Here is a 14,695-nt window from a genome sequence, read left to right as displayed (position 1 = left end):
TCAGCCCACCACCCCCACCGGTGCGGCCGCGGCCGTGGGGCGACGACGCGTGGCCTCCCCCCGACCGAGACGACGCTTCGCCCGCCGTTCGAGCGCGTTGGCCACCATGACGATCGCCAGGGCGATGAGGAAGTAGAGCACCATGCCCACGCCGTAGGAGAAGAAGGTGTCCCCGGTGGCCTGGCGCAGCTGGCCCGTGACGAACGTGATGTCGTGCATGAGGATCACGTACGCGACGGCGGTGCCCTTGAGCAGCATGACGAGGAGGTTGCTCAGGGACGGGATCATGATCGCCCAGGCCTGCGGCCAGACGATCTTGACCATGGTGCGGGCCGGGCTCATGCTCAGCGCGGTCGTCGCCTCCCACTGTCCCCTGGGCACCGAGTTGATGGCCCCGCGGACCACCTCGGCCCCGTACGCGCCGTAGTTGAGGCCCAGCGCGAGGATCCCGCAGAGCAGCGAGCTCAGCTGCACGCCTAACAGCGGCAGGACGTAGAAGAACCAGAAGAGCTGGACGAGCAGCGAGGTGCCGCGGAAGAACTCGATGAAGACGCGTGCGGCGCCGCGCAGGAGGGTCGGGCCGCTGCGGGCCGAGAGGCCCAGCAGCACCGCGATCACGAAGGCGAGCGCGCCGCCGCCGAGCGTCAGCTGCAGGGTGACGAGCACCCCGTCAGCCAGGCTCGGCAGCCGCGCCGCCAGTACCTCGACGTTGTCGGTCATCAGCGGGGCGTCAGCCCAGGTCGCCGGCGCAGAGCTGCTCGGTCGTCAGGTCCCCGGTGGGCCGCTCCTGGGCGGTGAAACCGAAGTCGCCCACGACGTCGAGGTAGGCGGTCTCGTCCTCGACGATCTTCGCCAGCTCCTCGTTGTAGGCGTCCCGCAGCTCGGTGTCGGCGTCGCGGAAGACGGTGCCGCCGGCACCGACCTGCTCGACGCCGTCGATGACGGCCTCGAAGGACTCCGTGACCTCGACGGGGGCGTCGGGGTTGTTGTCAGCCATCCAGTTCAGCGAGATGCCGGTCAGCGCGAAGACGTCGGCGCGGCCGCCGGTGACGGCGTCCATCCCGTCCTGCGGGTTGCCGACCTGGAGGGTCTCGAGACCGAGCGAGTCGGCGTAGGAGGCCTCGATCGCCCCGGTCATGGCGGCCATCTGGACGCCCTCCGCCTCGGCGATCGACTGCATGTCGGTCAGGCCGTGGGGGTTGCCCTCCTCGACCATGAGGGCGGTGGTGTACATGAACTCCGGCTCGGAGAACGATGCCTGCTCGCAGCGCTCGGGCAGGATCGACATGCCGGCGGCGATGACGTCGAAGCGCCCGGCGTTCAGCCCCTGGATCAGCTGGCCGAACTCGGCCTGCACGCCCTCGACATTCTCGACGCCGAGCTCGCCCCAGATCTTCTCGTGCAGCGCGACGGTCGCGCCGGTGAGCTCCCCGTCCTCCTGGTAGCTGTAGGGCGCCTCGCCGGCGAAGCCGACGGTGATCGTGCCGTCCTCGGTGAGCTGCTCGAGCGTGAGCGCCTCTCCGGACGCGGTACCGCCGGCGGAGGCTCCGTCCCCTGCGCTGCAGGCGCCGAGCCCGGCCGCCAGGACTCCGGCGGTGGCGGCGGCCGCAGCTCTGCGGCGGGTCGTGGTGGTCATCATGGTCCCTTCGGTTCGGACGAGGCACAGCCTCCCGACGCCGTCGCCCGGGGCGCACGGCACCGGACGGGTCACCCCGAGTGGTCATGGTGCCCGGCCACGCTAGGGAGGCCCTCGGAGGGTGACAAACAGGCCGTCGTGGTCTGGCTCGCTGACTTCTCGACTCCCCGGCGACCGCCGGACAGCCGCAAGGTGGCGCGGTTTCGTCACCCTCGACCGGCCTGGCGACAGAGTCGGGTTTCCGACGGATTTGACAGGAATATCGTTACAGCTCTGTGACCTCTTTGACGCTCTTGTTAACTGGTTGCGAGACGGACTTTGCCCAACGGGACCGCTGACCGCGCCGTCCGGCGCCGGAGCGACCGCGGGATGACGCCGCGACGGCCGGGGTCCGTCCAGCGACTGATCCGCCGTCGTCATCGGACCTCCTACTCTCGGAAGTCATGGAGACGATCGGGGGCGTGCGCGAGCGCCTGCGTGACCCCGCGACCCGGCGCAGGACCGTGGACTCCCTCGTCGCGCTCCTCGCGGTGCTCCTCCTCGGCCTTCCCTCCGTCGCGGCCGTCACCTCCTTCACGTCCCTCCCCGCCGCGCAGGCCGTCGGGGCGGCGGCCTCGCTCGTCATGTGCGCCATGCTCGCGTGGCGTCGGTCCCGCCCAGCGGCGTCGGCGGCGGCGGTCTACGCCGCCGCTCTCGGGCACCTGCTCGCCGGTGCCTACTTCCTGCCCACGGACCTCCTCGTCCTGGTGGCGCTGTACTCGGTGACGGTCTACGGACCGCTGTGGGCCCGCCGGGCCGGGCTCGGCGGGGCGCTCGTCGGCGCGCTGGCGATCGCCGTGACGGTGGGCGTCGTGGTCCCCGGGCAGCTGCTGTGGTCCACGTTCGTCCTGATGTTCCTCGGCGTCGCCGGCACCGTCTTCGCCACCTGGGCCGTCGCCCTCAGCCGCCGCAGCAGGATCGAGCGGCTCGAGGCGCTGATGGAGCGGGCCCGCCGCCTCGAGGTCGAGCGCGACCAGGAGATCCGCCTCGCCACCGCGGCCGAGCGCACCCGTATCGCGCGCGAGATGCACGACGTCGTCGCGCACTCCCTCTCCGTCGTCGTCGCCCAGGCCGACGGCGGCCGGTACGCGGCCCGCACCGACCCCGAGGCGGCGGAACGGGCACTCAGCACGATCTCCGCCATGGGGCGGGACGCCCTCGCGGACATGCGCCGCATCCTCGGCGTGCTGCGCACCGAGGACGCCACCGAGCGCCTCCCCCAGCCCGACGACGCCGATCTCGACCGCCTCGTCGAGCAGGTCCGCGCCACCGGGCTCGGGGTCTCCGTGGTCCGCACCGGCACCGGCGGCTCCCTCCCGCCGGGCGTGGGGCTGAGCGTCTACCGGATCGTCCAGGAGGCCCTGACGAACGTCCTCAAGCACGCCGGGCCCGACGTCCGGGTGACCGTCGCGCTGCACCGGGGACCGCAGGTGATGGCCGTCCAGGTCGACGACGACGGCCGTGGTGCCGCCGCCACCTCCGACGGCCGCGGGCAGGGCCTGGTGGGCATGCGCGAGCGCGCCGCCCTGTTCGGCGGCACCGTGGAGGCGGGGCCGCGACCCGGCGGCGGCTACCGTGTCCGTGCCGAGATCCCCCTGCCCGTGCCCGGCACCCGGCCGCCCCTCGCCCCCCGCCCCACCGTCCCCGGAGCTCCTTCATGACCACCACCGACACCGCCACGATCCGCGTCGCCCTGGTCGACGACCAGCAGCTGGTCCGCGCGGGGTTCGCCATGGTCATCGGCTCGCAGCCGGACATGGACGTGGTGGTCGAGGCGGGCGACGGCGCCCAGGCGCTGCGGCTGCTCGGCTCCCACCCCGTGGACGTCGTACTCATGGACGTGCGCATGCCCACGATGGACGGCCTCGCCGCCACGGCGGAGCTCACCGGCGGCCCCGGGCCGGGCGCGCTCGCGCCGCGCGTCATCATCCTGACGACCTTCGACCTGGACGAGTACGTCCTCCAGGCGATCAAGGCCGGCGCCAGCGGGTTCCTGCTCAAGGACGCGCCGCCGGAAGAGATGCTCGCCGCCATCCGTACCGTCCACCGGGGCGACGCCGTCATCGCGCCGTCCTCGACCCGGCGCCTCATCGAGCACCTGGCCGACGTCCTGCCGGACGAGCAGAAGACCTCGCCCGCGATCCTGGACGCGCTGACCGACCGCGAGCGCGAGGTGCTCGTGCTCATGGCCCGCGGTCGATCGAACACCGAGATCGCGGCCGAGCTGTACGTCGCCGAGGCGACCGTCAAGACCCACGTCGGCCGGGTGCTGGCCAAGCTCGGCGCGCGGGACCGGGTCCAGGCCGTCGTCGTCGCCTACGAGACGGGACTCGTCACCCCCGGCTCCTGACGCCACGGGTGGAGCAGGGCGCTACATGTCAGACCACGGCATGACGAGCGGATGAGCCCGCCGCCCGACGACGCCGACGTGGGCCGTCCGTAGCGTCGTCGGTGCCGGGGAGCTCCCGGCCACGGGCCCGGACCGCTGCGTCCGGGCGCGTGCACCGCCCGCTGCCAGGAGCCGCACATGAGCCCCCATCCCGCCGTCCGCGCCACCGGCCTGACGAAGGTCTACGGACGTGGCGACGTCGCCGTCCACGCGCTGCGCGGCGTCGACGTCTCGTTCGACGCCGGCGCCTTCACCGCCATCATGGGGCCGTCCGGCTCGGGGAAGTCCACACTCATGCACCTGCTCGCGGGGCTGGACGAGCCCAGCGGAGGCAGGGTCCTCCTGGGCGAGACCGACCTGGGCGGTCTGGACGACCGCCGGCTGACGCTGCTGCGCCGCGAACGGGTCGGCTTCGTCTTCCAGTCCTTCAACCTGCTGCCGATGTACACCGCCGAGCAGAACATCACGCTGCCGTGCGAGCTGGCCGGGCGGCCGGTGGACCGGACGTGGTTCGACACGCTGGTCGGCATCCTCGGGCTGCGGGAGCGGCTGACGCACCGTCCCGCCGAGCTCTCCGGCGGCCAGCAGCAGCGGGTCGCCATCGCTCGCGCCCTCGTGACCCGGCCGGACGTCGTCTTCGCCGACGAGCCCACCGGGAACCTCGACTCCGCCGCCGGCGCAGAGGTGCTGTCCTTCCTGCGGACCTGCGTGCGCGAGCTCGACCAGACCGTCGTCATGGTCACGCACGACCCGACGGCAGCCTCCTACGCCGAGCGGGTGGTCCTGATCGCCGACGGCCGGCTGGCCGGGGAGATCACCGACCCGACGCCGGAGTCCGTGCTCACCGGTCTCGACGCCCTGCGCCCCGCCGTGGCGGTGGCCCGATGATCCGTCTGACCCTGTCCCAGATGCGCGCGGGCGTGACGCGGCTCGGCGCGGCCGCCGTGGCGATCGTCGTCGCGACGGCGTTCGTCACGGCCACGCTGCTGGGCGGCGGCCTGGTGCGCGACACCGCCTACCGTGCGGTGACGGCGTCGCTGGGTGACGCCTCCGTGGTGGTCCACCCGACCGACGAGCGGCCCCTCGACGCCGCCTCGGTCCGGGCCCTGACAGAGCTGGACGAGGTGGCGGCGGCGGACGGCGTCGTCCAGGTGCCCGGGCAGGTCCTCGCGGGCGGCGAGCGGGACGCCGCGCTCCTCACCCCGACGGCGTCGTCCCCGCGCCTCGACCCGTTCGACGTCGTCGAGGGTGAGGCACCGGCGGGCGACGACGAGGCCGCGGTCACCGAGTCGACGGCGGAGCGCCTGGGCGTCGGCATCGGGGACCGGCTCCGCGTGGAGCACGAGGTCCTCGACGGCGAGACCTCGACAGTGCGTGCGGTCCAGCTGCGGCTGAGCGGGATCCTCAGCGACCCGTCGCTGATCTCCGCACCGCTCGGCGTCGTCCTCGTCTCCCGCGCCAACGTGGAGGCCTGGGCGGCGGAAGGGTCGCCGGACGGACGGCTGGCCTACGACCACGTCCTCGTGGCCGGGGACGCCGCAGCCGGCGCCGACGCCGTGGCGGAGGCGGTCCGCGCCGAGCTGCCCGGGACGCTCGTGCGCACCGCGCTGGAGCAGGCGGAGGCGAGGACGGCGGAGCTGACCGGCGAGGCCGAGACGCTGACGTACTTCGTGCTCGCCTTCGCCGCCGTGGCGATGTTCGTCGCCGCCCTCGTCATCTCCAACACCTTCCAGGTGCTGGTCGCCCAGCGGGCGCGGATCCTGGCGCTGCTGCGCTGCGTGGGCGCCACCAAGACCCAGGTGCACCGCTCCGTGATGCTGGAGGCCCTCGTCCTCGGCATGCTCGCGTCCGTGGTCGGCGTGCTGCTGGGCCTCGGGCTGGGTCAGGCGGCCCTGTGGTTCCTTCAGGGGGTCGATCTCTGGATCGAGGTCGCCCCGACGGTCCCGGTCACGGCGGTCGTCCTCGCCGTGCCCGTGCTGACCGGCACCGCCGTCACCGTGGTCGCGGCGCTCGCGCCGGCCCGTGCCGCCACCCGGGTGGCACCCCTCAGCGCCCTGCGCCCGGCGCCGGACCCCGGCTCCCGCGGGGGCGGGGGGCGGCTGCGCCGGTGGTTCGCCGTCTCCCTCGTCGCCGTGGGGGCTCTCCTGCTCGGCGGGGCGACCGCCGGGATGCTGCTCCTCGAGGAGCCCCTCGAGCTGGCGCCTGCACTGCTGATCGGGATCCTCGGCGGCATCGTCTCCTTCGCCGGCGTGATGGTCGGCGCGGTGTTCCTCGTCCCTCGGGCCCTCCGGGCCGTCGGCGCGCTCCTTGCCGCGCTCGCCGGGCGTGGGTGGCGCCCGACGGTGCGCCTGGCGACGGTCAACGCGGTCCGGAACCCGCGGCGCACGGCGGCGACGGCCTCCGCCCTGGTCATCGGGGTGGCGCTGGTGACCATGATGGCCACCGGGGCGGCCACCGCGCGCTCGTCCCTGGACCGCACGCTGGCGAGCACCTTCCCGGTGGACGTCATCGTCGACGGCGCGGCCCTCACCCCGGCCCACCTCGACGCCGTCTCCGGCGCCCGGGGGATCGCGGAGGCGCTCGCCGTGCCGGCGGCCACCGTCGTGGTCGACGCCGGCTCGCCAGCCGAGATGGACGCGATCGGGCTCGACCCCGACCGGGCCCGGACGCTCCTGCGCGACCGCGAGATCTTCGCCGCCCTCGCCGACGACGTGATCCTGATGGGCGACAAGGCGGCCGCCGCGGCCAGCGTGGAGGACGGCGAGGTGGTCACCGTGTCGGCCGCGGTCGCCGGAGCGGGCGAGCTCGCCCCGGTGGACGAAGCTGCCCCGGTCGCCGAGGTGATCCTCACGGTGGAGGTGGTACCCGTCGGCACGATGACGGTGCTCTCGGCCGCCACGCTCGAGGAGCTCGCGCCCGGCAGCCCCGTGGTGGGCATCTGGGCCCGGGTGGGCGACGGCGCGGCGGCGGCCGACGTGGTCGTCGACGTCCAGGACGCGCTGGCCGCCGTCAGCACCGACGCCGTGCCGTTCGTGACCGGCCTGGCGGCCGAGCGGGAGGGGTTCACCCAGATCGTCGACACCCTGCTGGCCATCGTCGTGGGCCTGCTGGGCGTGGCGGTGGTCATCGCGCTGGTGGGCGTGGCCAACACCCTCTCGCTGTCGGTCATCGAGCGCCGCCACGAGCACGCGCTGCTGCGGGCGATGGGCATGACCCGCAGGCAGCTGCGCGGCACGCTGATGGTCGAGGGGACGCTCATCGCCGTCGTCGGCACGCTGCTGGGGACGGTGCTGGGGCTGCTGTACGGCTGGGCGGGCTCGGCGGTCCTGCTCGGTGGCACCGGGGACCTGGTCCCGGCGGTGCCGTGGGGGCACCTCGGGGCGGTCGCCGCCGTCGCCCTGCTGGCCGGGATGGTGGCCTCGGTGCTCCCGGCGCGCTCCGCCGCGCGCACGCCGCCGGTGGCCGCGCTCGCCGCCTGAGCGGTGCGCGGGCCCGGCCGAGGCGCGGCGCGGCCTGCGTCCACAGGGCGGAGCCCCCTCCTCCGGTCCACAGGGCGCCGGCCGCGCGGCCCGGCCAGCGGCCACGCTTGCTCGGGTGAGCCACCACCCTGACCCGCGGGAGGCGTTGCGCTCCGCCTGGCACCTGGCCGTCGTAGAAGGCCCGGACACCGGGTGGTGCCTGGGCCTGGGCCCGGAGCCGGCGGAGGTCGGGCGCGGCGCCCCCGACCTACCGCTGACCGACCCGCTCGTCTCGCGGCGCCACCTCCAGGTCCGCGAGCGCCGGGGGCGGGTCCAGGCCCGCGACCACGGTTCGGCCAACGGCACCCGGTGGCGACCGGCCGTCCGCCGGCCGGGGCGGCGGACGCGCCGTCCGTCGCCGATTCTTCGCATGCCACGGCTGCTTCCCTCCCTGCAGTGGCTTCCCGTCCTGCGGCCCGGCAACCTGCGGCGCGGCGCCGTGAGACCCGGCGTCCTGAGACCCGGCGTCGTGAGGCCCGGCGTCGTGAGGCCCGGCGTCGCCGACGGAGCACCACGGTTCCGTCGTCGCCTGCCGGCGCGCTGGCACGACCTCCCGCCCGGAGCGCGGCTCTCGCTGGGGACGACCGTCCTGGAGGTCCGCCGTCGTCCCACGGAGCTCTCCCCGCCCGCCGCGCCTGAGCCCACCCGGCCCCACGAACGGCGGGACTGGCTCCGCCTGGCGCTGCCGCTGGTCGCCTGCCTGACCATGGTGCCGCTGCTGCTCTCGAGCGCCGCGGGGCCCTGGCGGTGGGCGATCCTCGCCGTCCCCCTCGTGCTCGTGGCCGCAACGGTGGCAGGGAGCAGGCCGCCCGCCGCTCCGCAGCTGCCGGACCCCGCCGGCCTGCTGCTCCTCGCCGCCGCCCGCGCCGCGCGGATGGCGGCGGGCACGCCGCTCAGAGCCCGCGTGGCCGCGACCCCTGGCGGAGAAGATCTCGTCCTGGGCGACGGCGACCGCGTCGCCCTGGTCGGCGCGCCGCACGACACCGCGGCGGCGGCGCGCTGGCTCGTGTGCCAGCTCGCGACCTGGCACGGCGACCTGCGGGTGGACCTGCCGCAGCCCTGGCGCTGGGCCGGGCGACTGCGCCGGCTCGGCCCGGCGGACGCACCCCGGCGGCTCACGGTCCACCTCGCGCCGTCGCCCCTCCCGGCCGTGGCCGGTGCCGAGGGAGGTGCAGCACCGGTCGTCGCCGCCGACGAGCCCGCCGCCGGCTCCGCACCTGCCGCAGGGACGGCGCACCTCGTGCTGGCGACGTCGCTGGAGGACGTCCCGTCCTGGTGCACCCGAGTGGTCAGCGTCCCGCGCGGCTGCGTCCCCGAGGCCTGGGCCGCCGCCGTCGCCGCACTGGTTGCCCCGAAGCCGGAGGCTCACGCCACGCTGCCCTCCGAGGTGCACCTCGCCGACCTGCTGGGTCCGGCGGAGAGCCCCGGTTTCGTCGCGGCCGAGTGGGCCCGGGAACACCCGGGTCTGGCCGCGCCGGTCGGGCTTGCCAGGGATGGGGCGGTCGAGCTCGATCTGGTCGCTCACGGGCCGCACGCGCTGCTGGCCGGAACCACGGGCTCGGGGAAGTCGGAGTTGCTGCTCGCCTGGCTCCTGGGCCTGGCGGTGCGCCACGCCCCCACCGCGCTGCAGCTGGTGCTCGTGGACTACAAGGGTGGGGCGACCTTCGCCGGCCTCGCAGGCCTGCCGCACACCGCGGGGGTGCTCACGGATCTGGAGCCTGCGGCAACGCGGCGGGCACTGACCAGCCTGCACGCCGAGGTGCGCCGCCGCGAGCGGCTGCTCGCGGACGCCGGCGCCAAGGACCTCGCCAGCTACCTCGCCGACCGCCCCGCCGTGGCGCTGCCGCGGCTCGTGGTGGTGGTCGACGAGTTCCGGGTGCTGGCGGACGCCCATCCGGACGTCCTCGACGCGCTCGTGCGGCTGGCGGCGCAGGGCCGGTCGCTGGGTATCCACCTCGTCCTTGCCACCCAGCGGCCCGGCGGCTCCGTGAGCGCCGACGTGCGCGCCAACCTCACCGTGCGCATCTGTCTGAGGGTGCTCGAGGCGGCGGAGTCGCAGGACGTCGTGGGTACCGCCGGCGCCGCGCACCTGCCGGCCGTGCCGGGGCGGGCGCTCGTGCGCACGGACGGGCTCCGGACCGTCCAGGCCCCGTGGTGCGGCGAGGACGGGTGGCCGGACCGGGTGGTCCGTGCAGTCGCAGACGCGTGGTCTGCACGCAAGGAGCCGATCGCGGAGGGACCAGCGCCCCGCGGGGCGGTCCCGGGGCGTCCCTGGGCTCCCCCGCTCCCCGGTCGCGTCGCGCTGGCGGACCTGCCGGCGACCGGCACCGGGCTCGCGCTCGGCCGCACCGACCTGCCGGAGGAGCAACGCCTGGGAGTCTGGGCGTGGGAACCGTCCGCGCTCCTCGTGGCCGGAGGCCCCGGTACCGGGCGGACGGAGACGCTGCGCACCGTCGTGGCGGCCGCGCTGCAAGCGGGCGTGGTGGTGCACGTGGTCGCCACGGAGCCGCTCCGCTTCGCGGACCTGCGAGGGCCTACCGCGGGCACGCTCGTCGGCAGCGACGATCCTCGCCGGGTCGCGCGGCTGCTCCAGCTGCTGGAGAGGGCGGAGGGAGCACCTCCCGCACCGGACGGCTCAGATCGCCGGGTCAGTCCCCTGTCGACGAGCGCAGCCCCTGGGGCCAGCGGCGCCCACCTCCTGGTCATCGACGACGCGGAGACCGTCGCCGAGGAGCTCGACCTCGCCGTCGGGCCGGGCCAGGGCCTGCAGCTCCTCGCCCGCGCGCTGCGGTCGGGACGCCGATCCGGCGTGGACACCGTGCTGTCCGGTCCGCCGTCGCTGCTCGCGGCCCGCTGGGCGGAGCTGGTCCGCACCCGTCTCGTGCTCTCGCCCCGGGACGAGACCGAGGCGCTCCTCGCCGGCGTGCCGCGCGGCCTGCACCTGGCGGACTCGGTCGCGGGCCGCGGCGTCCTGCTGGACCCGGGCCGGGCCACAGCCGTGCAGGTGGCGCTCACCGGACCGGTCGACCTCGGTCCGCCCGCGTCGGGCGTGCTGCGGGTCGCGGCGCTGCCGGACGCCGTCCAGCTCGGCGAGCTCCTGCGGGTGGCCGCGGCGAACGCGCCCCGCTGCGCGGCACCGGCCGGGGCGCGTGCCGCCCTGCAGGTCGCGGGGCCCGGGGCGGGCGAGTGTGTCGTGCTCGGCCGGGGTGGCGACGACGCCGGGCCGCTGCGGGTCGGGTGCGGGCCTGGCGACGTGCTCCTCGTCGTCGGCCCGCCGGGCAGCGGTCGCACCAGTGCGCTGGCCACGCTCCGGGCCCAGCTCGCGGTGCGGGCGTCGGCCCCGTCCGCAGCGGCCGACGTGCCGGCCGGGCGCGCGGTGCTGGTGATCGACGACGTCGACCGGTGGTCGCCTGCCGCGCTGGACGACCTCGATCACCTGCTGGCGTCGCGGCGGGACCTGACGGTCCTCGCCTCGGCGCGCCCGGAGCCGGTCGCGGGCGCGTACCGCGGCGCCCTCGCCACCTGGCGCGTGACAGCCGACCTCCTGCTCCTGCGCGCCTCGCACCCGACGACGGCGCAGCTCACCGACGTCGACCTGGCTACGGCTGCCGACCGGGCAAGGCCGAGGCACCCGGGCCGCGGCGTGCTCGTCGCACGGGGTACGGCGACCGCCGTGCAGGTGGCGACGCCGGACATTGCGTCAGCCCATCACATCACAGCACTCGGTGCGCGCGTGCCCGAGGCGTAGTCGCGGGAGGCGGGCCAGAGGATCCCGACCACCGCTGCGACCGCGACCCCCACGGCCAGGACGACGAGCGCCGTCGGCAGGCCGGCGAAGGTCAGCACGCTGGCGGCCTGCAGCACCTGCCACGTGATGGTGGGCCCCCTGCCCCAGCGCTGTCCGCGCCACAGCGCGCGCACCGCGCCTGCCAGCATGAGGGCGAACCCGACAAAGAAGACCGCGAGCGCAATCGCGGAGGGCAGGTGCGGCGCTGCTCCACGAAACGCGTCCACGACGAACGTGCCGGCCATGCCCACAAGGGCGACCGCCTCGGCCAGCACCAGGAGCCCGGCGGCGCGGAGCGGTGCAGGCACTGCGCCCCGTTCCGGTGCGGGCGGGCGTCGTGGGTCGGCTTCGCGGGTCACGTTCCGAGCGTACTTACCCCTCGGCCACGGGTGGCGAGGGCGGCGCAGGCGGTCCCGGGAAAGCCCCCCGCGTTGTGAGGAACGTTACGGCCGTTACCGGGCAGTCATTTTCCGGAAACCTCTTGTCGTGGGTTGCACCGCGTGTCAGGCTTGGTGAAGCAGTTGACCCCGTCGCGTCGGGCCGCTGCTCCCCTCCAGATCTTGTGGTCCGACGCATGCGCTAAGGAGACCGAATGGATTGGCGTCACCGCGCCGCCTGCCTCACCGAGGATCCGGAGCTGTTCTTCCCGATCGGGAACACGGGCCCCGCCCTCGTGCAGATTGAAGAGGCCAAGGCCGTGTGCCAGAAGTGCCCCGTCGTCGACACGTGCCTGAAGTGGGCGCTGGAGACCGGGCAGGACTCCGGGGTCTGGGGCGGCCTGAGCGAGGACGAGCGCCGCTCGCTCAAGCGTCGCACCGCGCGCGCACGTCGCGCCGGCTGACCGCCGAACCGAGACGCACCCAGCACGACGCCGCCGGGAGACCGGCGGCGTCGTCGTGTCTGCGCCGTCCTCACCTCCGCGGCCCGCGCCGGCGAGGGCCGCGCCGTCCGACGACCGCCGGCGGTAAGCCTCGACCGCCGTCGGGCCACCACCTACCGTCGCACCACCGCGTGCCGTGGGACTCCCACCTACCGTCGCACCACCGCCGGGTCGGGCCCGTAGGCCCCGATCCGGGCGTGCAGCTCCACCTCGGTGCCGCCCTCCGGCCGGCGGTGCCACGCGATCGCCCCCCGCAGCTCCCCGGTCACGAGCGTCTTGACGATCTGCGTGCCCAGCCCGCTGAGCACGCGCCCCTCGTCGATGCCCGCGCCGTCGTCGCACACCAGCACCTCGAGTTCGGGGCCCGTGCGCCTCGCGGTGACCGAGACGGTCCCCGACCGTCCGGCGAGCCCGTGCTCCACCGCGTTGGAGACCAGCTCGGTGAGCACGACGGCCAGCGACGTCGCGGCCTCCGCCCCGACCGCACCGAACGTGCCCTCGACGACGGTGCGCACGGAGGAGTCCGGCGAGGCGACGTCCCCTGCGAGCCGGAGCACCCGGCCGAAGACCTCGTCGAAGTCGACCACCTCGTCGATGTTCTGCGACAACGTCTCGTGCACGAGCGCGATGGTGGAGACCCGTCGCTCCGCCTCGTCCAGCGCGGCCTTCGTCTCCGGGTTGGCGCTGCGCCGGGCCTGCAGACGCAGCAGAGCAGAGACCGTCTGGAGGTTGTTCTTCACCCGGTGGTGGATCTCCCGGATGGTGGCGTCCTTGGTGATCAGCTCCCTCTCGCGGCGACGCACCTCGGAGACGTCGCGGCACAGCAGCAGCGCCCCGCGCCGCTCGCCGCCGTCGGTGAGCGGGACCGCTCGCAGCGACAGGGTGACCCCACGCGACTCGATCTCGGTGCGCCACGCCGCCCGCCCCATGACGACGACGGCCATCGTCTCCTCGACGGGCGTGTGATCCTCGATGAGCTCGGTGACCACCTCGGCGAGCACCTGGCCCTTGAGCTCACCGATGACGCCGAGCCGGTGGAAGTTGCTCAGGGCGTTCGGGCTGGCGTACACGACCCGGCCCTCCGGGTCGAGCCGCACGAGGCCGTCGCCGACGCGCGGCGCCCCGCGCCGCGAGCTCGTGGGAGCCCCCTCCTGGGGGAACTCGCCGCGGCTGATCATCCCGCACAGCACGTCGGCGATCTCGATGTAGGACACGTCGAGGCGCGAGGGCACGCGGGAGGTGGGCAGGGCGACCTCGCGGGTCAGCACGCCGAGGACGCGGTCCTCGTGCACCACCGGGAGCACCACCTCCCGCATCGCGTCCGCCCCCTGCCCGTGGGGGTCTGCGCGCACGTGGATGCCCCGGTCGAGCAACGTCTGGCGCATCAGCTCGCGGCGCACCTGGGAGGGGCGCTGGCCGACGATGTCCTCGTAGTGGACCGTGGCGGCCGTCGAGGGCCGGCAGTGGGCCGCGACGATGAAGTCGTCGCCGTCCGTGGGCAGCCACAGCACGAGGTCGGCGAACGCGAGGTCGGCGACGACCTGCCAGTCCCCGACGAGCTGGTGGAGCCACTCGGCGTCGCGCTCCTGGATCTCTCCGGACTGGGCGATCATGTTGGCGAGCGTGGTGGGCACCACCCCAGCGTAGGTGCTGGCGGGCGCCGGGCCGGTCACCCCGGCGACCTGCCGGTCCGCACCGTGCCGGTTACGCTGAGCCGGCCAGTTCGCTCGCCCCCGGGGCGCCACCGCCCGAGAAGGAGTCGCCGTGCGCTTCGCCGCCACCATCGCCTACCCCGCCGACGTCGAGACGGTGGCCGCCATGCTGGCGAGCCAGGAGTTCGTCGAGCGCAAGATGGCGGCGGCGGGCGCCCTGGAGACCGACACCGAGATCATCCGCGACGGCCAGGCGTTCACCGTGACGACGCGGGCGAAGATGCCCACGACAGCCGTTCCGGCGTCGTTCCGTTCCCTGGTCGGCGAGTCGCTCGACGTGCGCCTCGTCGAGGCCTGGGAACCGCCGGCCGCGGACGGCACCCGGACCTCCACGCTCGCCCTCGACATCCAGGGAGTGCCGGTCAGGGTCAGCGGCAGCCAGCGCCTCGCGCCGACGGCGGCCGGGTGCGAGGAGACCTACGACGGCGAGGTGACGGCGTCCGTCCCGCTCTTCGGCAGGCCGATCGAGCAGGCCGCCGTCGACACCGTGGACCAGGTCGTCGACGTGGAGCGACGACTCGGGCTCGAGCACCTGGCGGCCCAGCGCTGAGTGCGCGCGGCCCCTGCCGCCGGGCCGGTGGACTAAGCACGGCTCCGGGCCGAGGCGCCTGGCTCGCCGTTGAGCCAGGTGCGGCCCTACCGTACCTGATCCGTGATCTGCGCCACGCACACTCTCATGGCCCCCGCACCGAGCGTGCCTCGCCGTCCCGAAAGGAGCACGAGCGTCGAACGGG

General features: G+C 74.9%; 11 protein-coding genes. 7 read left to right on the top strand and 4 right to left on the bottom strand.

Annotation, left to right across the window (positions count from 1 at the left end; all coding sequences use genetic code 11):
- Entirely contained in the window at positions 1-720 is a 720-nt protein-coding gene (ehuC, locus tag KZX45_RS17820) for an ectoine/hydroxyectoine ABC transporter permease subunit EhuC (protein ID WP_248259102.1), read from the bottom strand.
- Positions 721-730: 10 nt separating this feature from the next.
- Positions 731-1,636, bottom strand: a complete 906-nt coding sequence (gene ehuB, locus KZX45_RS17815) for an ectoine/hydroxyectoine ABC transporter substrate-binding protein EhuB (RefSeq protein ID WP_374112614.1) — start codon at positions 1,634-1,636, stop codon at positions 731-733.
- Between the two features lie 443 nt (positions 1,637-2,079).
- Between ehuB and KZX45_RS17810 the strand changes: the two genes are divergently transcribed.
- From KZX45_RS17810 to KZX45_RS17790, 5 genes are all read left to right on the top strand, one after another.
- Complete coding sequence (locus KZX45_RS17810; protein ID WP_248259100.1) at positions 2,080-3,336, top strand: sensor histidine kinase; 1,257 nt, start codon at positions 2,080-2,082, stop codon at positions 3,334-3,336.
- Positions 3,333-4,025, top strand: coding sequence for a response regulator transcription factor (locus KZX45_RS17805; protein WP_248259099.1), 693 nt, complete (start codon positions 3,333-3,335; stop codon positions 4,023-4,025). The genes KZX45_RS17810 and KZX45_RS17805 overlap by 4 nt, the downstream gene beginning before the upstream one ends.
- A 177-nt stretch (positions 4,026-4,202) precedes the next feature.
- A complete protein-coding gene (locus tag KZX45_RS17800) occupies positions 4,203-4,952 on the top strand; it encodes an ABC transporter ATP-binding protein (RefSeq protein ID WP_248259098.1) in 750 nt (249 codons plus the stop codon).
- Positions 4,949-7,543 carry an FtsX-like permease family protein gene (locus tag KZX45_RS17795; protein ID WP_248259097.1) on the top strand — a complete coding sequence of 865 codons (2,595 nt, stop codon included), beginning with the start codon at positions 4,949-4,951 and terminating at the stop codon, positions 7,541-7,543. Before KZX45_RS17800 ends, KZX45_RS17795 begins: the two co-directional genes overlap by 4 nt.
- A 115-nt stretch (positions 7,544-7,658) precedes the next feature.
- Positions 7,659-11,330: an FtsK/SpoIIIE domain-containing protein gene (locus tag KZX45_RS17790; RefSeq protein WP_308221768.1), complete on the top strand. Its 3,672-nt coding sequence runs from the start codon at positions 7,659-7,661 to the stop codon at positions 11,328-11,330.
- On the opposite strand, the gene KZX45_RS17785 is transcribed toward KZX45_RS17790, so the two are convergent.
- Complete coding sequence (locus KZX45_RS17785) at positions 11,291-11,677, bottom strand: hypothetical protein (protein ID WP_248259096.1); 387 nt, start codon at positions 11,675-11,677, stop codon at positions 11,291-11,293. The two genes, KZX45_RS17790 and KZX45_RS17785, sit on opposite strands and share 40 nt — an antisense overlap.
- A 284-nt stretch (positions 11,678-11,961) precedes the next feature.
- Here KZX45_RS17785 and KZX45_RS17780 point away from each other — a divergent pair, with 284 nt between their 5' ends.
- Positions 11,962-12,210, top strand: coding sequence for a WhiB family transcriptional regulator (locus KZX45_RS17780; RefSeq protein ID WP_248259095.1), 249 nt, complete (start codon positions 11,962-11,964; stop codon positions 12,208-12,210).
- Between the two features lie 188 nt (positions 12,211-12,398).
- Here the strand turns inward: KZX45_RS17780 and KZX45_RS17775 are convergent, their stop codons facing one another.
- On the bottom strand, positions 12,399-13,883 hold the full coding sequence (locus tag KZX45_RS17775; RefSeq protein WP_308221767.1) for a PAS domain-containing sensor histidine kinase: 1,485 nt from the start codon (positions 13,881-13,883) through the stop codon (positions 12,399-12,401).
- Positions 13,884-14,013: 130 nt separating this feature from the next.
- Here KZX45_RS17775 and KZX45_RS17770 point away from each other — a divergent pair, with 130 nt between their 5' ends.
- Positions 14,014-14,511 carry a DUF2505 domain-containing protein gene (locus tag KZX45_RS17770; RefSeq protein WP_248259094.1) on the top strand — a complete coding sequence of 166 codons (498 nt, stop codon included), beginning with the start codon at positions 14,014-14,016 and terminating at the stop codon, positions 14,509-14,511.
- Positions 14,512-14,695: the final 184 nt, after the last annotated feature.

It is taken from the genome of Georgenia sp. EYE_87 (assembly GCF_023148685.1).
Taxonomy (GTDB): Bacteria; Actinomycetota; Actinomycetes; order Actinomycetales; family Actinomycetaceae; genus Georgenia.
The sequence above is the reverse complement of the archived record's forward strand: the minus strand, read 5'-3'. Positions and strand labels throughout refer to the sequence as shown.